This window comes from Streptomyces alboflavus, assembly GCF_000716675.1.
Classification (GTDB): Bacteria; Actinomycetota; Actinomycetes; order Streptomycetales; family Streptomycetaceae; genus Streptomyces; species Streptomyces alboflavus.
Map to the genome: position 1 here is coordinate 39,176 of NZ_JNXT01000023.1, position 22,284 is coordinate 61,459.

Genomic DNA, 22,284 nt, shown 5'->3' on the forward strand with positions numbered 1-22,284 from the left:
TCTAGGACAGGGGGCGCCTGGTTCATGTAACCGGGTCGGACCAGTGCTGTCTGCGCCACTTCTCCTGGACGACCACCTGACGCAGCCGCCAGCCGTTGTGGGTGCGGACGGCGGTGAAGGCGTAGCGCCCGCCGCACTCGAAGTCGGGCGCGGCGCTGTCGGAGCCCTCCGCCTTGTCGGCGAGCCGCATGGGGTTGGTGTAGTCGGCCTGTATCCGGGCGGTGTCGCCGATGTCCTGGTCGCGGATGTCGAAGTGGATCCTGCGGTTGACGATGAGGTGCTGGCGTACCGGGAAGATCCGCAGGGACTCCGTGAGCCAGTCGGCGACCTCGGGCGCGGGGCCTTCGATGCCTCCGGCCGAGCGGTAGTCGGCGCGTCCGTCGGGTGCGAAGAGCCGACGGTAGGCGTCCCAGTCGCCGTCGTCGACGGTGATGGCGTAGTCGGTGATGAGGGCGTCGATGGCCAACCGGTCAAGGACTGCGGCGAGTTCCACGCGCTGCGTCATCGGATCAGTCTTGGGCACCGGGGGTGCGGAGCCAAGAGGCCGGGCGCGAGTCGTTGTGCCGCGAGGGGCCGGGGTGGCTCGATGTGTCCGTACGGGAGGGGTGGTGAGGGTGCGCGCGAGCGGTCGTGGTCGCTCGCGCGCTGAGGAATTCCTCGGTGGAGGGCGGGCCTCCGGTGCGGTGACGCCGATGGACGGCTCACGCGCGGAAGATGCGTGTGTACTGCCCCCGTTGTGTGCCGCTTACGCGGCCTGCACGATCTCCGCGCGTACCGCCTCGGCCCACTCGGTCACCAACTGCTCGTACTCCCGCCGCTGTTCGACGGAGAGGCGGCCGCCCGCACGCAGCCACAGGCCGCGTATCCGCTCGTTCAACTCGGCCGACGACCGCACGGAACCATGGGGTTGAGGGGTGAGGGGCATGACGTCAAGCCTAGGGGATAGCCCTGACAATCGGAACTGTCAGCTACCGCACACCTGCGGCACGTGATCGCGCCGGGGCGCCGCAAGGCGCGCGCGTCCGGCGCGAGTTGGAGCGGGAGCGCTGGTCAGCGGGGCAAAGGGAGGCCTTTGAGGCCGGTTGGGGCGCGGTGCGACGGGCTCGGGCCGTGATGGACGGCACGATTCCGTACGTCACTTGGCGCGTCGGGCGCCCGCGTTCGGTGATGCCGCTGTCGGACAGCGGCATCACCGGCTCTGGACCGGGGTCCGGCGCGCGTCAGGCGGCGCTCGGCCTGATGCGGTGCGCCGTGAGGACTCCGGCGGCCGCGAGCGCGGCGGTGAGGGCGAAGGTCACCGTCAGGGCGAGGGACACCGAGCCGCCGTGGGCCGCGGACAGGGTGACGGCGGCGCCGCCGAGGCCGCTGAGGACCGCCACCGCTAGGGTCTGCGCGAGCTGCATCGAGCCGCTTGCCTCGCCCTGCCGGTCGGCGGCCGCCTGCTCCATGGCGTCGGTGGTCGCCGCGTTGAACGCGACGCCCATGCCCGCGCCGCCGATGGCCCAGCCCGCCACGGCCGTCAGGGCGGGCACCGCGTCGACCAGGACGCCGAGCGCCATCACGGCGATCCCCACGAGCAGGACCGCGAAACCGGCGGCGATCGGCACGGCCCGTGACCGCCCGCTCCAGCGACTGTCGGCCCGGCCCTGCCACGTCGCCCCGAGCACCCAGGTGATGGCGCCCGCCGAGAGCCCCAACCCGGCCTCCGTGGCGCTCAGTTCGCGCAGCTTGACCAGGCCGAGGGGCAGGAACGCCTCGCTGCCGAAGTAGGCGCCGCAGAGCAGGAAGCGCAGGACGACGCCGGTGGGTACGCCGCGGCGCACGGACAGGGTGCCCGCCGGTGTGACCCGGCGCAGCGCGAGCAGGGCCGTGGCGGCGCCCACGGCGGCCAGGGGGATCAGGAGGGCGAGTTGGCGCACTTGGAGGCCCGCGAGGAGGACGCCGGTCCCGGCGGCGAGCAGGACGCTGCGGGCGACGGGGGTGGACCACCAGGGGGTCGCCTCGGCGGCTGGGGCCGGGGCCTCCCGCTCCTCCGCGCTCCCGGGGCGGCCGAGGCGGCGCAGCTGCGGCAGCGCGAGCGTCGCGGCGGCCGCGATCAGGGGCAGCAGCAGCACGAACACGCCGCGCCAGGACACATGGTCGGAGATCACGGCGGCGATGCTCGGTCCCACCAAGGACGGCACGGTCCAGGCGCCGGAGACCAGGGCGAACATGCGCGCACGCAGGTGCTGCGGATAGGCGAGCGCGATGGCGGTGTACGCGAGGGCCATGACCGCCCCGACCCCGAGCCCCTGCAGGAACCGCCCGGCCAGGAAGGCGGGCCAGTTCGGCGCGGCCCCGGCGAGCGCGCAGCCGACGGCGAAGACCGCGAGGCCGAGGGCGAGCGGTCGGGCCGGGCCGTGCCGGTCGGCGGCGACGCCCGCGGCGACGGTGCCGATGAGGTTGGCCAGCATCAGGGCGGACAGGCCCCAGCCGTAAGCGTTGAGTCCGCCGAGGCGGCCCGCGATCTCGGGCAGCACGGTGGCGACCCCCATCGACTCGAAGGCGACGAGGCCGACGGAGAGCACGATGCCCCAGGTGAGGGCGGAATAGGGGGCGCGGAAGGCGCTCTCGGGGCGGGCGTCCGGCGCGGGCGCCTGCCGCGTACCCGATGGCTGCGCGGGCGACTCCCGGGCGGACGGCGTCCGCGCCGACGAGTCCTGTACGGACGGATCGTGCATGGACGGATCGTGCGCGGACGGATCCTGCGCGGACGACTCCTGGGCGGGCGGTTCCTGCGTGGTCGCTTCCTGCTCGGACGGCAAGGTCGACCCTCCTTCTTGCGTTTCGATCCGGAACGGAACGAAAGTAGATGCTACCTATACTGACCGTCATGGCAACCCCCGAGTCCGTGGCCTCTGCCGCCCGTTCCGCCCGTGAGACCGGCCGGACGGGGCGCCCCCGTGACGCACGGCTCGACGAGGCCATCCTGGAAGCGACGCTGGCGCTCCTCGAGGAGTCCGGATACCCGAGCCTGACGATGGAGGGCGTCGCGCGCCGCGCCGGTACGACCAAGCCGGCCATCCGCCGCCGCTGGCCGTCCCGGCAGCACCTGGTCATCGCCGCGCTCGCGGAGACCGTGGGCACCGCGCCCACCCCCGACACCGGCTGCACGCACTGCGACCTCATCCTCGGCGTCGAGACCCTGAGCCAGGCCTTCGGCGGGACGCTGGGACGCCGGACGCTGCCCGCGCTCGTGGCCGAACTGGCCGACGACCCGGATCTTGACCGCGTCTTCACCGAGACGCTCTTCCGCCCCCGCAGGGCCACGACCGAGGCGGCGCTCCGCCGGGGCATCGAGCGGGGCGACATCCGGCCCGACGCCGACATCGACCTGCTCCTGGACATGCTCGGCGCCACCACGTACCACCGGGTGCTCTTCGGGCATCTGCCGGTGACGGACTCACTGGCCCACGACGTCGTGATGGTGCTCATGGAGGGCGCGGCGACGCCGCGTTGGCGCGGCCACTACAAGGAGCAGCACCAGGACGACCCGCGCCCGGGCGGGCCGACCGGCTGAGCCTCAGGTCCGCAGCGCCTGGAGGAGCTGGCGCAGCGGTGGTCCCGGCGGGCCGGGCAACACGGCGAGCGACGTGGTGAGTTCGGGCGCGGCAAGGCGTCGTACGGCCACGTGGGGCACCGACGGCAGTCCCGACACGTCGTAGAAGACCGTCCAGGACGGCGAGTCGGCTCGCTGCTCGGCCATGCCTGTCAGGGTCTCCTGGAGGGTGGTGAACGGCGGCCCGAGCGGCGGCTCCGCCCTGGCGGCCCGCAGCGCGCCGGTCACCAGGTCGTGGAAGGGCGGGTTGTGCTCGCGTGGGGCCAGGCGCAGGGGGAGGTCGGCCAGCTGTTCGAGCCGAAGCTGCTGGGTCGCTGCCGGGTGATCCTCGGGCAGCGCGACGTACAGCGGATCCCGCCACACCGGCAGCAGTTCGAGCCCCGGAGCCGTCGTCGCCGCCCGCACCAGGGCCGCGTCCAGCTCACCCGCGCGCACCGCCGCGAGCCGTTCGGTGAGGGGCAGCCGACGCAGTCGCACCCGGAGCCGGGGGGCCGTGCGCCGCAGCTCGCCGAGGAGGCGGTACGTCCGGTCGCCCGGCCCCTGGACGGTGCCGAGGCGGAGCAGGCCCTCCGCGCCGGACGCGATGTCGGCGGCGACCTGCCGGGTGCGGTGGGCCGCCGTGAGCACGGCGCGGGCCTCCGGCAGCAGGCGCTCGCCCGCGGCCGAGAGGCGGACGTGGCGCGTGGACCGGTCGAACAGCGCGACGCCCAGCTCGCGTTCGAGCCGCCGGACCTGCTGGCTGACCGCCGACTGCACGATGCCGAGCCGCTCGGCGGCCCGGCTGAAGCCGCCCGCGTCCGCCACCGCGGCGAAGTACTGGAGCTGGCGCAGTTCCACGGGTTCCTCCTGCGGCGCCGATTCATCACGATCGGTGATTTCTGCAGGGAACAACTGCTTCTGGTGCGCGGCTTCTTCCCCGGATCGAATGGGAGCCAGGAAGAGAGACCGGAAGAGAGATCAGAGAGAACAGGGAGAACGCCGACCATGACGAACCGAGCGCGCCCGGACGCCCCCGAGTCCCCGGACGCCCCCGAGACCCTGGGCACCCCCGAGACCCCAGACGCCCTGAACGCCCCCGGCGGGCCCGGCACCCTCGTCGTGCCGGCCGGGACAGCCGAGCACATCCCCCTCCCGCACGGCGGCGGCTTCGACCTGCTGGCCGACGCCGTGGACACCGGCGGCGCCCTGGGAGCCAACCGGCTGGCCCTCGGCGCGGGCGCGGACGGCGCGAGGCCGCACGTCCACGCGCGGTCGACGGAGCTGTTCTACGTGCTCGACGGAGCCGTCGAGTTCTCCCTGGACGGCGGGATGACGACCGTGACCCGCGGGGGTCTCGTCGTCATCCCGCCCGGGACGCCGCACGCATTCGGCGCGGCGGCCGGTGCGACCGCCGAACTGCTCGCGGTCCTGACACCGGGTGTCGACCGGTTCGGCTACTTCCGTGCCCTGGGCCGCATACAGCACGGCCTGGACACCTTCGACAGCCTCCTGCCCGAACAGGACCGGTACGACGTGCACTTCGTCGGCGGCGCGGACGCCGCCGCCTGGGACGCGGCGCGCGGCCGGACTACGCCGGGTCGCGCACCGTCCCGGTGACCGTCGGGCCGCGGTGCTGCTGCCACGACTGGTCGTAGGTGACGAGGCGCAGCCGCACGGTCTCCTTGGACTCCCGCACCCGGTCCTTGACGGTGGGCACGGACACCTCGACGCTGCGCTTGCCCGCGGCGATGCCCGCAGGGATGTACGGCATCTCCGACACCTTGGACAGTCGGCGGGCCGGGTTCGGCGACCGGTCGAAGGTCTCCTTCAGCCAGCGCTTGCTGACGTCCTTGGTGGACAGTTCGGTGCCGCCGGTGACCCGGCGGAGCTCGAATCCGGCCTCGATGTCGGTGTCGGCCGCCTCGGACAGCGTGACGCGCCACTTGAGGGACTTGCCCTCGGTGACCTTGTCCGCGACGGGCTTGACGCTGACCTTGGGCATCGGGTCGTCGTTGCGCACGAGCACCCCGCCCTGGTGGGAGCCGACCATCGCGCCGCTGACCGCCTTGGCCATGACCTCGTGGGACACGTCGGCGCCGTAGCGCTTGTTGCCCCGCACGGTGACGGGCACCTCGACGGTGTCTCCGCCCGGGCGCACCGTGACCGTCCGGGTCGTGGTCTTGTGCGTACGCGGGTCGGTCACGAAGAGACGGACCTTGCCGGTGCCGTGCCCGGAGACCTGGACCGGCACCCGGTACTCGCGCACCCCGGAGTCGCCCTCGTCGACCTTGAGCCGGCCGATGTCGACCCGCGCGAGGTCGGCGGTCCCGGCGTCCGGAGTGCCCGGGCGCCAGCCCCACGCGTCCATCAGCCAGGCGCGCCCGGACCGGTTCCGCGGGGTCAGCTCGAGGGAGGCGACCTGCTTGAGGTCGACTCCGGCGCGGGCGGCGGCGGACAGCGGCACGCGTACCTCGCGCCCCCAGTAGGAGGCGGTCATCTCGGTGCCCGGCAGGCCGTTCACGCGGACCTGGCCGAGCTTCGCGCGGTGGCCCGAGGCGTCGGTGACGGCGACGTCGAAGCGGGTGCCGGTGGTGTTCGGCGGCACGATCACGCGCAGGGCCAGCTTGTCGGCGCCCGCGAGGGACACGGGCTTCTTCGGCCGGACCTTCGTCGGGGTGCCCGGCTGCGTCCAGCGCATCGCGACCGCGTGCCGACCGGCCTCGGGCGAGGGACCCCAGGCCGCGAAGTGGGGCGAGGCGCCGCGCACGTCGGGGGCGAGGCAGGAGCGGGAGGCCCTGTTGTCCACCTGGGCGCACAGCCGCCCGCCGGTCACCGTGGCCGAGGAGTTCGGCACGAACGCGGGGGTGCGGCTGCCGCCGACGGCGTGGGTGAGCACGCGCGCGGGCTTCGCCGAGGGGGCACGGCGGCCGGAGCCGTCGAGCAGCGGGCGCACCCGGTCGTCACCGCCGACGAACAGGCGGGCGGCCGCCGCGATGTACGTGGAGCCCGCCTTCTGCTGCTGCTTGGCGGTCAGGCGCGTGGGCTTGCCCTTGGCGCACACGGCGTCGGGCCTGCTGCCGGAGCTGAAGTCGTCGTCCGCGGGTGCCTCGGCCTGCCCCGGCGTCCACTCGGTGTTGAAGAAGTTGTGGTTGGCGCCGACCACGTAGACCGTGCTGTGCAGGGCCTTGCCGCGGCTGACGCCGCGTGTCCCGTCGGCGTAGATCTGGCCCTGGAGGTCGGACACGTCGCCGTCGCAGCCGGGCAGGACGGTCATCGACGGCACGTCGGGGACCGGGTTCTGGCCGAAGATCGTGGGGCCGATCAGGACGGTGCCGCGGATGTTCCAGCGCGCCGGGCCCGGCGCCCCGTCCTCGGCGGCGGGCGGCGGGGCCAGGCTGTCGAGCGCGGCACGGTTGACGCCCTCGCCGCCGCGGGAGTGGCCGACGAGCAGCACGCGGGACAGGTCGGCGGGCGCGGTGGCGCGCACGGCCCTCGGCACGTCGCCGCGGCCCGCGGCCCAGTCCGCCCAGCGGCCGAGGTGCTGACGCACGAGCGACGAACGGGCCTCGGCGCCGCCGTCCTCGGCCACGTCGTCCTGGCCGTTGATGCCGTTGGCGGCGATGGACACCGTCACATAGCCCTGCGAGGCGAGGAGCTTCTGGTCGTGCAGATAGCCGCGGTGACTCGGCACCGGCTTCATGCCGCCCTTGCAGGGCCAGCCGCCGCCCTCGTCGCCGCGGGCGTTGAAGCAGGTGTAGTGGCGGCCGTGCAGGAACAGCGCGATCGGCCGCTTGCCGGGTGCGTCGACCGGACCCACCACGGTGCCGCGCATCTCCACCGGCGCCCGGAAGCCCGGCAGGCGCACCGACTTCTGCGTGTACTCGCCGGTCACCGTGCGGTACTTGCCCGGCACGCCCGGGTCGACGCGGTTCGCGGGCAGCGGGGCCGACTCCTCGGCGGACGCGGCCGGCGGCGAGATCCGCGGCGCCTCCTTCGCGCCCTCGTCCAGACGCCGGCCGCCGGCCTGTGCCCGCAGCTCGGCGGCGGGACCGACGTCCGTGCTGTCGAGCCGCAGCCGGAAGGTCCGCCGGTCGTCGTGGGGCACGGGGACGCCGATGAGCCGGTCGCCGGAGTAGAACTCGACCCGGGAGTCGCCCATCGGCACGGCCTCCGGGGCCTTCCAGACCAGCTCCTTGCGGTCGCCGGACCCGTCGACCCGCCAGCCCTTGGGCAGTTGCTCGTCGGACTCACCTGACGAAGTGGAGGCGCCCGACAGCGCGGCGGGTATCGGTGGGGCGGGCGGTATTCGGTCGGCGGACGGCTGCGCGTGCGCGAGGCCCGGCACCCCCACCGCCAGCGCGAGGACCGCCGCCGCGGCGGTCACCGAGCGCGGGACATGGATCAAGACATTCCTCCGGTTTCATCCTGTTCGTCGGTCACCCCGGATCCCTGGAGAGATCACCGGGCCCCGGACCTGGAGGATGACAACGCGCCTACTGGGGTTGCCTCGTGTCACGCTCTTCACTTGCCCGTACTCGGCCGCGCTCGGCCGCGCTTGCTCACGTGGGCCGTCCGCCCTTGCCCACGCGCCGCCCGGCCGCGCATCATGCGGTGATGGATGATCATGATTTCGGGGCCCTGACCGCGGTCCGGCTCGACGCGTACTCCCGGGCCGACCAGAACGAGATACTCGGCGACGGCGCCGACCCGTTCGGCGTCTCGGAGACCGGCCTGACGTGGCTGCCCAAGGAGGAGCACTTCGGCGTCAGGTCGGCGGCGGGCCGACTCGTGGCCCACGCGGGCCTGTTGCGGCTGCCGACGGCGATCGGCGGGAGCGCCACGGAGGTGATCGGCGTCGGCGGCGTGGCCGTCGCGCCCGACCTGCGGGGCCGGGGCCTCGCGCGGACCGTCCTCACGGCGGCGCTCGACCACGCCCGCACCCTGGGCCCCCGGCACGCCCTCCTCTTCTGCCGCCCGCCCCTCGTCGCCCTCTACGAACGGCTCGGCTGGCGGGAGTTGACGGGCGATGTCCACGTGGAGCAGCCGGACGGGCCGGTGGTCATGCCGCTGCGGACGATGTGGACGCCGTTGGGCACGGGGCCCGAGGCGGCTCCGTGGCCGGAGGGTGAGGTGCGGCTGCTGTCGTTCCCCATGTGAGCGGCGAGGGGTGCGTGGTGGGCGGGGTGCGGCCCGGACTCAGCTCGGCGCGCACCCGTGCGTCCGCTCGTCCTGTTCCACCATGTCGAGGTGCTTGCGCAGATTCCCGGCCTGCCGGACGAGCTTCGTCTGCTCCCGCCGCGCCTCGTCCGGTTCGCTCCAGTCGACCTGCTGTATCTGCCCGCGTACGTCGTCGAGTTGCTCGGCGAGGTCCACGTACCGCGCGTGCAGCTGCTCGCACACCCCGGACGTGGCGCCGACGGCCACCCGGATCCGAGGACTGGCCTGGCCGAACCAGCTGACCCCTTCCTGGAGCATCTGCCAGCAGAACACGTACCGGCCGGGGGCGGCCGGAGCCGTCGCGGTGAACCGGAACTGGATCCGCTCGCCGGGGTCGACCGTGGCCTTCGGCAGGTTCACCCGGCCCGGGCCCCAGGTGGTGTTGTCCTGCGGGGCCTGGCTGCCGAGGCGGTGGAGGTCGCGCGCGGCCCACGTGGTCGAGCCGGTGTTCGTCACCGTCAGCGTCACCTGGGCGAGGGCGCCCGGCGCGAACCGGGGCGGCGGTGGCGCGGTGGCTGCGACGGTGGCGCCGTCGACATAGGCGGGGGACGGGTCGGCGGGGATGTAGGGGATGCGGAAGAAGCCGCGGATCTCGCCGGGGGTGGCGTCGTCGCTGGTCCCGTTGGTGGTGATGACCTTGGCAGGGGTGGGGGAGCCGATGTCGAGCCGGATGACGATGTCGTCCTCGCCGGGGTGGTTGCAGTCGTACGTGCGCAGCGTCAGGACATCGCCGTGCCGCTCGTACCCCCACGCCAGGACCACGTGGTTCAGGAAGACGTCCCAGGGCGCGTAGGAGTGGACCAGGACGAGGCCGAGCGGGCTCAGGGTCCCGTTGTCGATGTCGTCGAGGATCGCCGGGATCTCGGCGAGGGTGCGGCGGAAGAGGCCGTGCCCCCAGAACACGGTGTCGTGGCCGAGGGCCTGGGTCTCGCCGAGCCAACGGCTCACCACCCCGGGCCCCTTGAAGCTGTCGAGCAGCCGGCCGAGGATGTGCTGGGCCACCTCGACGGGTACCTCCCGCGACGACCGGCCGCGCAGCTGCGGGGTGCCGTTCTCGAAGATGTCCCTGGCCAGGAACGACATGCCGCCGCACAGCCCCATGCCGGTCGCGTCGACGGCGGCCACGGGGAGGCCGAACACGTCGATCCGGAGCGCCGTCCCGGGCGGCCACGGATTGTTGCCGAACAGCGGTGCCCTGGTCGAGGGGAGGAACCCGGGCACGGCGACGGGCCCGAAGCGCTGCACGGTGTCCGAGGCCCACAGCGGCGCCCCGGACTCGGCGTACAGGACGAGGTTCCCGTCGTCCTGCGCCACGAGCCAGGAGCCCGGGTTGCCGTCGGTGTCCGTCGCCCAGTAGGGCTTGTTCTCCTCCGAGTAGAGGACGAAGTTGCCGTCGTGCTGCATCACCGCGCGGGTGACGGGCTGCTGCCAGGTGTCGGAGGCCCACAGCGGGACGCCGTCGTCGGTGCGGTGGAGGACCAGGTTGCCGTCCCCCTGCATGACGAGGCGTATCCGCCCGTTGGGCGAGGTCAATTCGTCCCCGACGTCCAGCCGTTGACTGGCGAGCAGACGATCCATGGCAGATCCCCCCAGTACAGGTGCGGTCCCGCCGCCGCGCGCCCGGACGTCTCCGCACGGCGGCCGCTGTGAGCGTCCCACCGGAGGGGGCGGTACGTAAGGCTCGGCGGGGCACCCGGCCGCACCGGCGCCCGGTCCGCCGAAGAGGGTGCTGGTGGCGGTGGGTCCGGCGCCCCGCGTGGACCGCGCGCGGGAGGGGCGCGTAGCGGGCGCACGAGGCGCAGAGCGGGCGCGGCGGACCGGCGCGCCTGCGCACTGGCCGGGGGTCCGACCCGCGCCTACAGTGTGGGGCCCATGGCGCTGCGGTACCGAGCACGGAATCCGCGTACGGAACTGAGCAGGGACACGGAACCGAGTACGGAAACGGCACACGGGGCCACGGCCCCGCGGCACGTGCCGGGGGAGGGCGCAGCCCCGTCCCGCGGTCACGAACACCCCCGGCCGGGCGCCGCCCCGGCCCGCCACCGCCGGGACGACCGGCGGGCGCGGACGCGGCGCCGTACGGGACCCGGTGACCTGCTGCCGCGGCCCGGCCCCGCCCCGCCGTGACCTCCGCCCGGGCCCGCGCCACGACGTGCGCGCGGACCGAGTGCGCGCCGAGAGCCGCTGGAGGCAGCCGTGTCCGGACCGTGCGTCGCCCTGATCACCGACCCCACGTCCCCCGAGGGATGCCGGGACTACCTGGCCCGCGCCGTGGAACTCCTCACCGGCGCCCCGCCCCACCGCATCGACTCCCGCCACTTCGCCCCGTGCGGCACCGGCCGCGTCCGCGACCGCGACGGGAACCGGTTACGCCTCGACGTGCCCGACCAGGGCCTGGAGGTGGTGCCCGACGTGGTCGTCCTGTACGAGATCCCGCCGCACCGGCGCCGCTCCCTCACCGCGTTCCAGCGTCTCCTCGCCCACCACCGGGCGGTGACCCTGGGCACCGGGGTGACGGCGTGGCGGACCGCCACCGAGAAGGACCGCACGGTCGACCGCTTCCGGCGGGACGGCATCGCGCAGATGGACACGGTCGTCCTCGCGCGGCCGGGCGCGCGGGAGGCGGCCGCCGCCTTCGACGAGCTCGGCCGTGACACCTGGGCCCGGCCGGTCGTCGGCACCGGCGGCAGCGACACGTTCCACGTCACCTCCGAGGCGCAGTTGGCACAGGCGGCCGAGTACTACGCCCGTCGGAACAGCGCCTGGCTGCTCTCGCGCGACGCGGGCAACATCACCGCCGACGGCCACCGGCACCAGTTCCGCGTGTTCGTCCTCGGCGGCCGCGTCATCCACGCCCGCGAGCACATCCAGCCCGCGACGGACACCCCCTGCAACACCTGCCAGGGCGCGACGGCCACCTTCATCGCCCCGCGCGACCTGCCGCGCCGCCTGGCCGAACTGGCCGTCGCCGCCACCGCGTCGGTCGGACTGCCCTTCGCCGGGGTCGACCTGGCCATCGAGAACGGCGGGGTCGTCTTCGAGGTCAACGTCCAGCCCGCCTTCATCGAGGGCGAGCTGGAGCATGTGGCCGTGCCGTACATCCAGGCGCACTTGGACGCGCTCGCCCAGACGGCCGGAAGTCACCGGGGGCGTCATCCGGCCCGGGGCAGGCGGCGGGGCAGCCAGGTCCACGGCCGGACGCCGCGCGTGGCGTAACGGGCGACACCGGCTTCGCCTCCTTCGGGTGAATGGCGGAATGCATGAATCCGCACCGGGGCAGCATCGGCGTGCCCGCTTCCCGGTCCACGGGCGGGGGGCTCCTCAGCGACCCGACGGCACAGCTGCACCGAACGGAAAGGCACCAACCCGACATGACGCTGAAGCACTCCTCCGACACCGCCGCGTCCGCACCGAGGGCGAGGACCGTCAGGCGGGCCCTGCTCGGCGTGGCCGCGGCACTCCTGGTGTCCGGAAGCCTCGCCGTCGCCACCCCGGCCGGGGCGGCCGACTGTCCCAGCGGCCACTTCTGCACCTGGGAACACTCCAACTACGACGGCCAGCGCGCCAACTGGTCCGGTGACGACGGCTGGTGGGAGAGCTGGATCGCGGACGAGGACTCGTCGTGGGCCAACCACGGCATCTCGGGTGCGGGCGTGAAGGATCACGTCAAGGTGTACTCGCGCGCCCACCAGGGCGGCCACATGACCATCTGCCTCACGCCCGGGCAGGAGGTCAACTACAACGGCGCGGCCAACGACAACGGCGACTCCCACACGTGGGCCATGAGCTGCTGATCGTCCCGCCCCGGTACGCCTGGCACGGGCCCGCCGCCTTCGGGCGGCGGGCCCGTACGCATCTCCGCCGTTCTGCGCCCGTCTCCTCCCGGCGGGCATAAGCGGAGCCGGACCGCGCATAAGAGAAGTGAGGAACGCAGAGAAAGCCGAAGCGTCGAGGCCCCGCCCGCCCCGGGCAGGGGGCCGACGGCGGGCAGTGCCCCGGACCCCGGCTCCGCCCCCGCTCGGGGGCGTCGTCCCTGTCCGTCCGCGCCCCTCCCGGGCCGCGGCGGCACGAGGAGGTCGACTGTGGGGACCGTGCGCCGCATGACGGAGGCCGAGTGCCAAGAGGTCCTTGCAAGGGCCTGGACCGGACGCCTCGCGGTGGCCCGGCGCGGGCGCCCGTACGTGGAGCTGGTCGGCCTGGTGGTCCGGGACGGGGCTCCGGTGGCGCTGGTGTCGGAGGAGGGGCCGGTGGCGCGGGCGCTGCCTCCCGTGGTGGCTCCCCGTCAACTGGTCGTCCTGGAGGCCGATGAGGCGGTCGGGGCCGATGACGGCGACGGCGCGGGTGGAGTCCGCCGTGCGGTCCGGGCGGTCACGGCGCTGGGGCGGCCGCGCTGGGTGGTGGCGACGGACGAACTGGGCGCGTGCCGTCACGCCGCGGGGGCGCGGGGTCTTGACGTCACGGTGGACGTCCGGTTCCTCACGCTGACCGGGCCGGTGCTGAGCGGCGAGCACCATGTGCTGCGGTGCGGGCCGGGTGGGCAGGCCGCTGCTGTCGGCGGCGTCACCGGGCCGACTCCTGGGGGAGTTGAGGCCGTTGGAGACAGAAACCCGCGTGGGGCGGCCGCGCGCGGAGGAATCGCCTCCCGTTTGCGGCAGCGGTCTTCACTGCGTGGACTGGTTTGACTACCGTGGGTACAGGCATGGTCAGGACGCGGCCACCGAGGCATGGGCATCGCCCAGGAACAGCCCCTTGGATCTCCCACGGACCTCCCCACGGACTTTCCACGAGGTCCCACGGGCTGCTCGCGGAATTCCCGGGACTTGTCACGGATTTCCCAGGACTCGCCATGCGGCCGCACCCGCTCTCCCCGCCCCGGGGGACGCGGTCGTGCGGCGCTCTTCGGCGACCGGCTGCCCTGCGGGCCGACGGTCCTTGACGGGCGGCTGTTCGTGACGGACGCCGCACGAAAGAGGGGATGAGGCAGCCGGGGCCGCGCTCCAGGCAGCGGACACCGCGGTCCCGGCTCCTCCTCTCCTCGGGGGAGGCTCCCGCCCGCCCCCGAGGAGAGGGCAGCGGTGCGAGGACGCCCGGCGGAGGGGGAGCCGCCACGTCCTCGCACCTCGCGGCCGCCGCCCCCGCCGACGAGCCGGCGGCGGCCGCCCGGGGATACGCCCGTACGACCAGCGTGCACCCATCGAGCGGAAAAAGCGCCCCCCTTGCCTACACAACGTGCCCAGGTCGCCGTTTTAGGTAGCAGAGGGACATGTGAGGCCAAAGTGACTACGCGCAGTGACCAGTTGAAGGTCGCCGAGCGGCCCGAATCTCGGATCCGGTCACCCCGCCGACTCGCCCGCGTGCGGGCTCAGCGTGCCCGCGCCCACCAGGATGAACAAGATGATGCCGAGCAGGATGCGGTAGTACACGAACGGCATGAAGCTCTTGGTGGTGATGAACTTCATGAACCAGGCGATGACCGCGTAGCCGACGATGAAGGCGATGATCGTGGCGAAGATCGTCGGGCCCCAGGAGACATGGCCCTCGCCCGCGTCCTTGAGTTCGTACGCGCCCGAGGCGAGGACGGCGGGGATGGCGAGGAGGAAGGAGTAGCGGGCCGCGCTCTCGCGGGTGTAGCCCATGAGGAGGCCGCCGCTGATCGTGGCGCCGGAGCGGGAGACGCCGGGGATGAGGGCCATGGCCTGGCAGACGCCGTAGATCAGGCCGTCGCGGACGCCCAGTTCCTTGAGGCCCTTGCGTTCGCGTACCGCACGGTGCTTGCCGCCGGTCTCGTCGCGGGCCGCGAGGCGGTCGGCGACGCCGAGGACGACGCCCATCACGATCAGCGTCGTGGCGATCAGGCGCAGATCGCGGAACGGGCCCTCGATCTGGTCCTTGAGCGTGATGCCGAGGACGCCGATCGGGATCGAGCCGACGATCACCAGCCAGCCCATCTGCGCGTCGTGGTCCGAACGCGGCACCTTGCCGATCAGCGAGCCGAACCAGGCGCTGATGATCCGCCCGATGTCCTTGCGGAAGTAGATCAGGACAGCGGTCTCCGTGCCGATCTGGGTGATCGCGGTGAAGGCGGCACCCGGGTCGTGCCAGCCCGCGAACGCCGCGGTCAGTCGCAGATGAGCGCTGGATGAGATCGGAAGGAACTCGGTCAGTCCCTGGACGAGTCCGAGGATGAACGATTCGAGCCAAGACATGAAAACTGCGCCGTCCAGTAACTGATCGGGTGCTGACCCGTGCGGTGGCGGTCAGAAGCGTGGGCGGGGGACCAGGAGTGGCGAGGCGTGATGCGGGTGTGCGCGGGGTCGCGCGAGGGGCCGGGAGGGACGATCACGTGCCTCGACGGGGGGCAGCGTAGCGGCACAAGATGAAGTGCTTGTGCGAGGGCCTCGCCCGGGGCCTCCGGGCGATGGCCGACGGGGCCGTGCCACGTGCCGGAAGCGGCGTCTCAGTGCCTGCCCCGCAGCCGGTGCCGCTTGCACCACGCCACCACCGCGCCCCCGAGACCGGTCACCGCGATGAACCCCATCGCGATCAGGAACGCGGGCGACGTCGGCGTCGACGCGCGGGCGCCCGCTATGACGTACGCCGTCGTGTTCGGGACGGAGCCGAGGGCGGTGGCGAGCAGGAACGGCAGCCAGCCCATGCGGGACACGGCGGCGCAGTAGTTGGCGGCGACGAACGGCACGCCGGGGAAGAGCCGCACCGCCAGCATCGAGCGGAACCCGTGCTTGCTCAGCTGGCCGTCGGCCGCCTTGAGCCAGCGGCCCCGGAGCAGCGGCCGCAGCGCGTCCTGCCCGAGGACCCGGCCGAGCCCGAAGGCCACCCCGGCCCCGAGGACCGTCCCGGCGATCGCCGCGGGAATCCCGGCCTGCGAGCCGAACAGCGCGCCCGCCGCCAGATTGAGCAGCGGCCGCGGCACGAACGCGACCGTGCACATGCCGTACGCCAGCGCGAACGCGCACACCGCGGCGGCGCCGTTCAGCTGCGGCGGCCAGCCCTCCGAGAGCAGCCGCTGCGGCTCGAAGAGCAGCACGCCCGTGCCGGCCGCGGCCAGCATCAGGACGAGCAGGGACAGCCGCGACCACGGTGACAGGAGCACCCGGGTGCAGCGCACGGCGAGGCCCGGCGTCGGGGCGGCGGCGGTGTCGAGCATCCGGAGAGACTAACCGGCTCATGTGTCTGATCGCCGTATGGTGCGTCTCATGAGCGTCACAGTGCCGCCGAGTTCCCTGGCCGACACCGTCGTGGAACGGCTCGTCGCACGGTACGCGGAGGCGGCCGATCCGGTCCGGGCCGCGGACATGCGGGCGTACATGAAGGACATCGCGCCGTTCCTCGGCCTCTCCTCGCCCGTGCGCCGCGCCCTGCACCGGGACGTCCTCGCCGGGACCCCGCGCCCCGACGAGACGGACTGCGTCGCGATCGCCCTGCGCTGCTGGGAGCTGCCCGAGCGCGAGTACCAGTACTTCGCCGTCGGCTACCTGCGGCGGCACGTGCGGCGGTGCTCGTCCGGCTTCCTGCCCGTCGCCCGCCACCTGGTGACGACCCGCCCCTGGTGGGACACCGTCGACGCGCTCGCCGCGCACGTCGTGGGCGGCCTCGTCGCCGCCGACCCCGCGCTGAGGGCCGACATGGACGCCTGGATCGAGGACGAGGACCTGTGGGCGGCCAGGACCGCGCTCCTCCACCAGCTGCGCCACAAGGACGCCACGGACACCGGCCGCCTCTTCGCGTACTGCGAACGCCAGGCGGGCCACCCGGACTTCTTCATCCGCAAGGCCATCGGCTGGTGCCTGCGGGAGTACGCGAAGACCGACCCCGACGCCGTACGGGACTTCGTCGCGCGCCACCGCGAGGTCCTCGCGCCCCTGTCCGTGCGTGAGGCGCTGAAGAACATCGGGGGCTGAAGCGCCGCAACTTCCCTGTGTGGCCGGTGTGTCACGGAAAATGATTCGACGCCGACCAGGGTGTCGGCAATGATCGTCCACATGTTCCGGCACGCCTCCTTCCCGCACACGTCCGCAGTCGCGGACGCGGTCGAGGCTGCCGTCCCTCCGCTCGCGGTCCCCGCACCGCCGGCCGTACTCGCCGCACTTCCTTCCGACGGCGCCCGAAGCTGACCCTCCCCGGACATTCCGGCGGACCCCGCAGGGGGAGGGTCGGCCAGGCCCCCGGGGGTCCCCGTCCGCAGGCCGTCCGTGCCGCGGACCACACCTTTCGAGTTCCGGAGAAGGAACCACCATGTCCAAGACGGCATACGTCCGCACCAAGCCCCACCTCAACATCGGCACGATGGGCCACGTCGACCACGGCAAGACCACCTTGACCGCCGCCATCACCAAGGTCCTCAGCGAGCGCGGCACCGGCACGTTCGTGCCCTTCGACCGCATCGACCGGGCGCCGGAGGAGGCGCAGCGCGGCATCACCATCAACATCGCGCACGTCGAGTACGAGACCGACACCCGGCACTACGCCCACGTCGACATGCCCGGCCACGCCGACTACGTGAAGAACATGGTCACGGGCGCCGCCCAACTCGACGGCGCGATCCTCGTCGTGTCCGCGCTCGACGGCATCATGCCGCAGACCGCCGAGCACGTGCTCCTCGCCCGGCAGGTCGGCGTCGACCACATCGTGGTGGCCCTGAACAAGGCGGACGCGGGTGACCCGGAGCTGACCGACCTGGTCGAGCTGGAGGTCCGCGAGCTGCTGTCCGCGCACGGGTACGGCGGGGACGCCGTGCCCGTGGTCCGGGTCTCCGGCCTCGGGGCCCTGTCGGGGGACCCGCGGTGGACGGCGTCGATCGAGGCGCTGCTCGACGCGGTGGACACCTATGTCCCGATGCCGGAGCGCTACGTCGACGCGCCCTTCCTGCTCCCGGTCGAGAACGTCCTCACGATCACCGGCCGGGGCACCGTCGTCACCGGCGCCGTCGAGCGCGGCACCGTGCGCGTCGGCGACCGGGTGCAGGTGCTCGGCGGCGACGGTGACACCGAGACGGTCGTCACCGGCCTGGAGACCTTCGGCAAGCCGATGGACTCCGCGCAGGCCGGCGACAACGTCGCGCTGCTCCTGCGCGGCATGCCACGCGACGGGGTCCGCCGCGGCCATGTGGTCGCGGCCCCCGGCAGCCTCAGTCCGAGCCGCCGCTTCACCGCGCAGGTGTACGTCCTGTCCACCCGCGAGGGCGGTCGCAGCACCCCGGTGTCCACGGGGTACCGCCCGCAGTTCTACATCCGCACCGCGGACGTGGTCGGCGACATCGACCTCGGCGCCGCGGCCGTCGCCCGGCCCGGCGACACGGTCACCATGGCCGTCGAGCTGGGCCGCGAGATCCCCCTGGAGCCGGGGCTCGGCTTCGCGATCCGCGAGGGCGGGCGGACCGTCGGGGCGGGCACGGTCACGGAGGTCGGCTGACGCCGTGCGGTGAAGCGCCGCCCGGAACGGCGCCCCGCCACCTGCCGGCGGCGGGGCGCCGCGGCGGGGGCCGCGCCCGGCCGGAGGGCGGACCTGCATCCCCACCAGAGGGCAGGTCCGCTTCCGGTCAGGGGCGGGGGCGCCCCGCCCCTGAGGGGAGCGGGCGCGCCCCGCCCGGGGACAGTTGTGCAATTCCGGTCAGGGGCGGGCGCACCCCGTCCCGGGGGCAGTTGTGCTTCCGGTCGGCGGGCGGCCCCACCCCCTCCCGGGGGCCTGGAAAGAGGGACGGATGCGGGCACAATGGAGCGGTGAACGAGCCCGCCGAGCGACCCGCACCCGAGGCGATAGCCGACGCGCCCACGGGGGCGATACCCGCGGCGCGCGCCGAATCGCCCCCCGAAGCAGGCGCCGGGAGGCGGGCCGCTGGGCCCGCCGCGCCGTCCGGGCCCGCCGCACCCTCCGAGGACGCGTCCTCAGCGCCTGACGCACCCTCCGATCCCGCCGACGCCGACGCCGACGCCGACGTCGCCCCCGACCCCGACCCCGTCCCCGTCACCCGCGCCGTCGACCACGGCACCGCGAAGCTGCTCCCCGACGTGGACCGGGCGCGGGCCTGGCTCCTGACCGTGGACGGGGCCCCGCAGTCCTACGTCGACCTGGACGAGCCCACGTACCTGGAGTTCGAGTACGCCCGCAGGCTCGGGCACGTCCTCGACACCCTCGCCGCGCCGGGCCGCCCGCTCGACGTCGTGCACCTCGGCGGGGGCGCGCTCACCCTGCCGCGCTACGTCGCCGCGACCCGGCCGGGGTCCCGGCAGGACGTGGTCGACGCGGACCGGGGACTGCTCGAACTCGTCGTGGCGGAACTGCCGCTGCCCGCGGGCTCCGGGATCGCCGTGCACGCCGCGGACGCCCGCGCCTGGGTGGAGGCCGCTCCCGCGGCCACCGCCGACGTGCTCGTCGGCGACGCCTTCGGCGGCTCCCGGGTGCCCGCGCACCTCACGTCGGACGCGTACGCCCGTGCCGTGCGCCGCGTGCTGCGCGCGGACGGCTGTTACGCCGCGAACCTCGCCGACGGCGCGCCCTTCGCCTTCCTCCGCTCCCAACTGGCCACCTTCGCCACGGTCTTCGATGAGCTGACGCTGATCGCCGAGCCCGCCGTGCTGCGCGGGCGCCGCTTCGGCAACGCCGTGCTCCTCGCCTCCCACACACCGGTCGACGTGGACGCCCTCGTCCGGCGCACCGCCGCGGACGCGTTCCCCGCACGGGTCGTGCACGGGGAGGCGCTGCGGAGGTTCATCGGGAACGCGCGAGTCGTACGGGACGCGGACGCCGAGGCCTCGCCACAGCCGCCGGACGGGGCGTTCAGCGTCGGCTGAGCGGAGCGGCAGGGGAGCGGAGCGGCGGGGGACCGGCGGGGGAGCGTCCGGCCCGGCCCCGCACGGCTCGGCCCCGCCCCGCCCGGCCTGACTCGGCCCCGCCCGGGCCGCGGCATCGGCTCAGGCGGAGGGCTTCTCCGACGCCACGGCGTCCACCGGCGCCGCCCCGGCGCCCGGCCCCTCCGCGGCCACCACCGCCTGCGTACGCCGCGTCAGATTCCGTACGTCCGGAACCAGCAGCACCGCCGCCGTCACCACGACCACCAGCGCCGCGCACCCCCACAGCGAGGCCGACCGGCCGAAGGCCTGCTCGGCGGGGCCCGCGAGCGCCGTCGCGAGCGGCACCATCGCCACGGAGCCGAACCAGTCGTACGCCGATACGCGCGACAGCTTCTCCTCCGGGATCTCCTGGTGCATGGCCGTCATCCACGAGACGCCGAACACCTCGATGGCGACACCGCTCACGAACATCACCACCGCGAGCCCGGCCACCGGCAGCGGCACCGCGAGCGCGGCGGACGGCGCGGCCAGCGGGAAGACGCACAACGTACCGGCGAAAAGGAGCCGTCGCGGCTTCCAGCGCATCATCAGGAGCGCCCCGCCGACCGTCCCCGCGCCGAACGCCCCGAGCGCGAGCCCCCAGGGCCCCGCTCCGCCCAGCTCGTCCTCGGCCACCAGCGGCCCGAACACGGACTCGGCCGCGCCGACCACCGCCACCACCACCGAGAACTGCGCCACGATCGACCACAGCCAGGGCCGCCCGACGACCTCCCGCCAGCCGTCCCGCAGATCGGCGAGGAGACCGCCGCCGGGGGCGCGCCGTGGGATGTGGCCGACGTCGAGGAACGCGCGCAGCGCCCCGGCCGCGGCGAACGCCGCCGCGTCCACGGCGAGCACCCAGCCGGGCCCGATCACCGCGACCATGAGGCCGCCGAGCGCCGCGCCGCCGAGGCCCGCGCCCTGCATCGCCATCCGGTACAGGGCGAAGGCACGCCCGGCCTGCTCGCCGGTGACGGAGGACAGGAGCATGCCCTCGGACGCGGGCCCGAAGAAGGCCTGGCCGGTGCCGCCGAGCGCGGTGAGCAGCATCATCTGCCACAGCTGCGGGTCACCGGCGAGCACGACGGCGGCGAACGCGGCCTGGGAGACGCAGTTGAGGGTGTTGGCGGCGACCATGACGTGGTGCCGCGGCAGCCGGTCGGCCACCGCGCCGCCGATGAGCAGGAACAGCACGAGCGGCAGCGTGCGGGCCGCGGCGACCAGACCCACGTCGCCGCCGTCGCCCCCGGCATCGAGGACGGCGAACGCCGCCGCGATGAGCGCACCGTGGCCGCCGAGATTCGTGATGATCGCGGCGGTGGTGAGGAGCGTGTAGTTGCGACCGGCCCAGGAGGGGCGGCGGGAGGCGGGGGGTGAGGTCACCACGGGACTATCCCCGGCGGACCACCGCCATGACAAACCGATTCTCCGGCCGCCGTGACGGCGGCCGGAGCGTCAGTTCAGGACTCAGGAGGCGTCCTCGGGGTCGCCCTGCAGCCGCACCGTGGAGAGGATCTTCTTCACCTGGGCGTCGGAGACCTCCTCCTTCACGCCCTTGGCGCCGTACATGGACCACGCCACGTAGTCGCCCGCCGCGTTCTTGAACGCGAACGTCGTCGCCTTGCCGTCGGAGTCGCACTTGTCCGACTTCTCGGCACCGACCGTGGTGGACGTCGTCACGCTGCCCGTGATGCCGGACTTCGTGGTGTACGACTTGACCTTGCCGATCTTGATCTTCTTCTTGTCGGACTTCTTCTGGCCGGTGTAGCCGCCGAAGACCCACCACGCCGAGTCGTTGCGGGAGACGTCCTTGGTGTTCTTGGCGCCGTTCTGGCCCTTGGTGCCGACGACCGCGAGCGAGGTGTCGTCCTTCTGCCCGTCCTTGTCGTCGTCGGACGAGCACCACTTCTCTTTGTAGATCGCGGGCGCGGACATGATGATCAGCGCGCTGCCGTCGCCCTTCTTGCGGTCCTCGAAACCGATGAAGGTGTCCGGCGACTTGATCGTCCAGTCCGCCGGTACGTCGAAGGCGGTGCCCCACTTGGGGTTCACCACGACCTGCCAGCCGGGGATGGTCGGCTTGGGGTCGCCGTCCGTGCCGCGCGGGTTGTCGTCGTCCGACGCCGTGGGGCTCGGCTTCTTGGTGACCGACTTGGACGGCTTGGGGGCCGCCTTGTCCGACTTGTCGTCGTCGCCGTCACCGCCGAGGACCAGGAAGCCGGTGACGCCCGCGGCCACGACCACGGCGGCCGCCGCGACGATGGCCGTGACCTTCGTCCTGTTGCCGCCGCCGCTCCCACCGCCGCTCGGGTCGGGCCCGCCCGCCTGGGGCGTCCCCATCGGGAACGTCGGCGCGCCCCACTGCGGCTGCCCGGGCTGGCCGGGCTGGCCCACGGGGGGCTGCCCGGCGGGCGGCTGCTGGTAGGGATTGGGCTGCTGGGGCCCGGGCTGTTGCTGGTACCCGGGCTGTTGATACGGATTGGGCTGCTGGTACCCGGGCTGCTGATACGGGTTCTGACCCTGGTCCTGCGGGTTCTGCTCGCCCCCGGGCGGCTGCTGTTCTGGCCACATGGCCAGTAACCATAGATGGGCCGGGGCCCCGGGTGCCACGCCCGGTCGGCTGCCGGACCGGCACCGGAGCCG

At 73.7% G+C, this 22,284-nt stretch carries 19 protein-coding genes; 9 read left to right on the forward strand and 10 right to left on the reverse strand.

The window, feature by feature from the left end:
* Positions 1–22: 22 nt before the first annotated feature.
* From OO63_RS19300 to OO63_RS19305, 3 genes are all read right to left on the reverse strand, one after another.
* Positions 23–505: a nuclear transport factor 2 family protein gene (locus OO63_RS19300; protein WP_030358621.1), complete on the reverse strand. Its 483-nt coding sequence runs from the start codon at positions 503–505 to the stop codon at positions 23–25.
* A 240-nt stretch (positions 506–745) separates the two neighbouring features.
* Positions 746–925, reverse strand: coding sequence for a hypothetical protein (locus OO63_RS43625; RefSeq protein WP_078619226.1), 180 nt, complete (start codon positions 923–925; stop codon positions 746–748).
* A gap of 295 nt (positions 926–1,220) precedes the next feature.
* Positions 1,221–2,804, reverse strand: a complete 1,584-nt coding sequence (locus OO63_RS19305) for an MFS transporter (RefSeq protein WP_234311176.1) — start codon at positions 2,802–2,804, stop codon at positions 1,221–1,223.
* 68 nt (positions 2,805–2,872) lie between these two features.
* On the opposite strand from OO63_RS19305, the gene OO63_RS19310 reads away from it, so the two are divergent.
* Positions 2,873–3,559 carry a TetR/AcrR family transcriptional regulator gene (locus OO63_RS19310; protein ID WP_033264263.1) on the forward strand — a complete coding sequence of 229 codons (687 nt, stop codon included), beginning with the start codon at positions 2,873–2,875 and terminating at the stop codon, positions 3,557–3,559.
* A 3-nt stretch (positions 3,560–3,562) separates the two neighbouring features.
* On the opposite strand, the gene OO63_RS19315 is transcribed toward OO63_RS19310, so the two are convergent.
* A complete protein-coding gene (locus OO63_RS19315; protein WP_030358624.1) occupies positions 3,563–4,435 on the reverse strand; it encodes a LysR family transcriptional regulator in 873 nt (290 codons plus the stop codon).
* Positions 4,436–4,582: 147 nt separating this feature from the next.
* Here OO63_RS19315 and OO63_RS19320 point away from each other — a divergent pair, with 147 nt between their 5' ends.
* The gene (locus tag OO63_RS19320) at positions 4,583–5,194 is read left to right on the forward strand and encodes a cupin domain-containing protein (protein WP_078619227.1); all 612 of its coding nucleotides are present in this window, start codon (positions 4,583–4,585) and stop codon (positions 5,192–5,194) included.
* Here OO63_RS19320 and OO63_RS19325 read toward each other — a convergent pair.
* Positions 5,166–7,982 (reverse strand): alpha/beta hydrolase family protein, encoded by a 2,817-nt coding sequence (locus OO63_RS19325; RefSeq protein WP_030358626.1) that lies wholly within the window; start codon positions 7,980–7,982, stop codon positions 5,166–5,168. The two genes, OO63_RS19320 and OO63_RS19325, sit on opposite strands and share 29 nt — an antisense overlap.
* A 209-nt stretch (positions 7,983–8,191) precedes the next feature.
* Between OO63_RS19325 and OO63_RS19330 the strand changes: the two genes are divergently transcribed.
* Entirely contained in the window at positions 8,192–8,734 is a 543-nt protein-coding gene (locus OO63_RS19330) for a GNAT family N-acetyltransferase (protein WP_030358627.1), read from the forward strand.
* Positions 8,735–8,773: 39 nt separating this feature from the next.
* On the opposite strand, the gene OO63_RS19335 is transcribed toward OO63_RS19330, so the two are convergent.
* Positions 8,774–10,372 (reverse strand): NBR1-Ig-like domain-containing protein, encoded by a 1,599-nt coding sequence (locus tag OO63_RS19335; protein ID WP_051910168.1) that lies wholly within the window; start codon positions 10,370–10,372, stop codon positions 8,774–8,776.
* A 618-nt stretch (positions 10,373–10,990) separates the two neighbouring features.
* Here OO63_RS19335 and OO63_RS19340 point away from each other — a divergent pair.
* The 3 genes from OO63_RS19340 (at position 10,991) to OO63_RS19350 (ending at position 13,476) form a co-directional block, all read left to right on the forward strand.
* Complete coding sequence (locus tag OO63_RS19340) at positions 10,991–12,010, forward strand: ATP-grasp domain-containing protein (RefSeq protein WP_030358629.1); 1,020 nt, start codon at positions 10,991–10,993, stop codon at positions 12,008–12,010.
* Positions 12,011–12,165: 155 nt separating this feature from the next.
* Positions 12,166–12,588: a peptidase inhibitor family I36 protein gene (locus OO63_RS19345; protein WP_051810996.1), complete on the forward strand. Its 423-nt coding sequence runs from the start codon at positions 12,166–12,168 to the stop codon at positions 12,586–12,588.
* A 306-nt stretch (positions 12,589–12,894) separates the two neighbouring features.
* Positions 12,895–13,476 (forward strand): hypothetical protein, encoded by a 582-nt coding sequence (locus OO63_RS19350; RefSeq protein ID WP_157854015.1) that lies wholly within the window; start codon positions 12,895–12,897, stop codon positions 13,474–13,476.
* Positions 13,477–14,127: 651 nt separating this feature from the next.
* Here the strand turns inward: OO63_RS19350 and OO63_RS19355 are convergent.
* Positions 14,128–15,000: an undecaprenyl-diphosphate phosphatase gene (locus OO63_RS19355; protein ID WP_030358632.1), complete on the reverse strand. Its 873-nt coding sequence runs from the start codon at positions 14,998–15,000 to the stop codon at positions 14,128–14,130.
* A 251-nt stretch (positions 15,001–15,251) separates the two neighbouring features.
* Positions 15,252–15,959: a TVP38/TMEM64 family protein gene (locus OO63_RS19360; protein WP_030358633.1), complete on the reverse strand. Its 708-nt coding sequence runs from the start codon at positions 15,957–15,959 to the stop codon at positions 15,252–15,254.
* 49 nt (positions 15,960–16,008) lie between these two features.
* Between OO63_RS19360 and OO63_RS19365 the strand changes: the two genes are divergently transcribed.
* The 3 genes from OO63_RS19365 to OO63_RS19375 all read left to right on the forward strand — a co-directional run bounded on the left by OO63_RS19365 (position 16,009) and on the right by OO63_RS19375 (position 19,602).
* Positions 16,009–16,713 (forward strand): DNA alkylation repair protein, encoded by a 705-nt coding sequence (locus OO63_RS19365; protein ID WP_030358634.1) that lies wholly within the window; start codon positions 16,009–16,011, stop codon positions 16,711–16,713.
* A 334-nt stretch (positions 16,714–17,047) separates the two neighbouring features.
* Positions 17,048–18,223 carry an elongation factor Tu gene (tuf, locus tag OO63_RS19370; protein ID WP_030358635.1) on the forward strand — a complete coding sequence of 392 codons (1,176 nt, stop codon included), beginning with the start codon at positions 17,048–17,050 and terminating at the stop codon, positions 18,221–18,223.
* Between the two features lie 584 nt (positions 18,224–18,807).
* Complete coding sequence (locus tag OO63_RS19375; protein ID WP_051811001.1) at positions 18,808–19,602, forward strand: spermidine synthase; 795 nt, start codon at positions 18,808–18,810, stop codon at positions 19,600–19,602.
* Between the two features lie 120 nt (positions 19,603–19,722).
* Here the strand turns inward: OO63_RS19375 and OO63_RS19380 are convergent, their stop codons facing one another.
* Both OO63_RS19380 and OO63_RS19385 read right to left on the reverse strand, forming a co-directional pair.
* Positions 19,723–21,027 carry an MFS transporter gene (locus tag OO63_RS19380; protein WP_030358637.1) on the reverse strand — a complete coding sequence of 435 codons (1,305 nt, stop codon included), beginning with the start codon at positions 21,025–21,027 and terminating at the stop codon, positions 19,723–19,725.
* An 81-nt stretch (positions 21,028–21,108) separates the two neighbouring features.
* On the reverse strand, positions 21,109–22,212 hold the full coding sequence (locus OO63_RS19385; RefSeq protein ID WP_030358638.1) for a DUF8017 domain-containing protein: 1,104 nt from the start codon (positions 22,210–22,212) through the stop codon (positions 21,109–21,111).
* Positions 22,213–22,284: the final 72 nt, after the last annotated feature.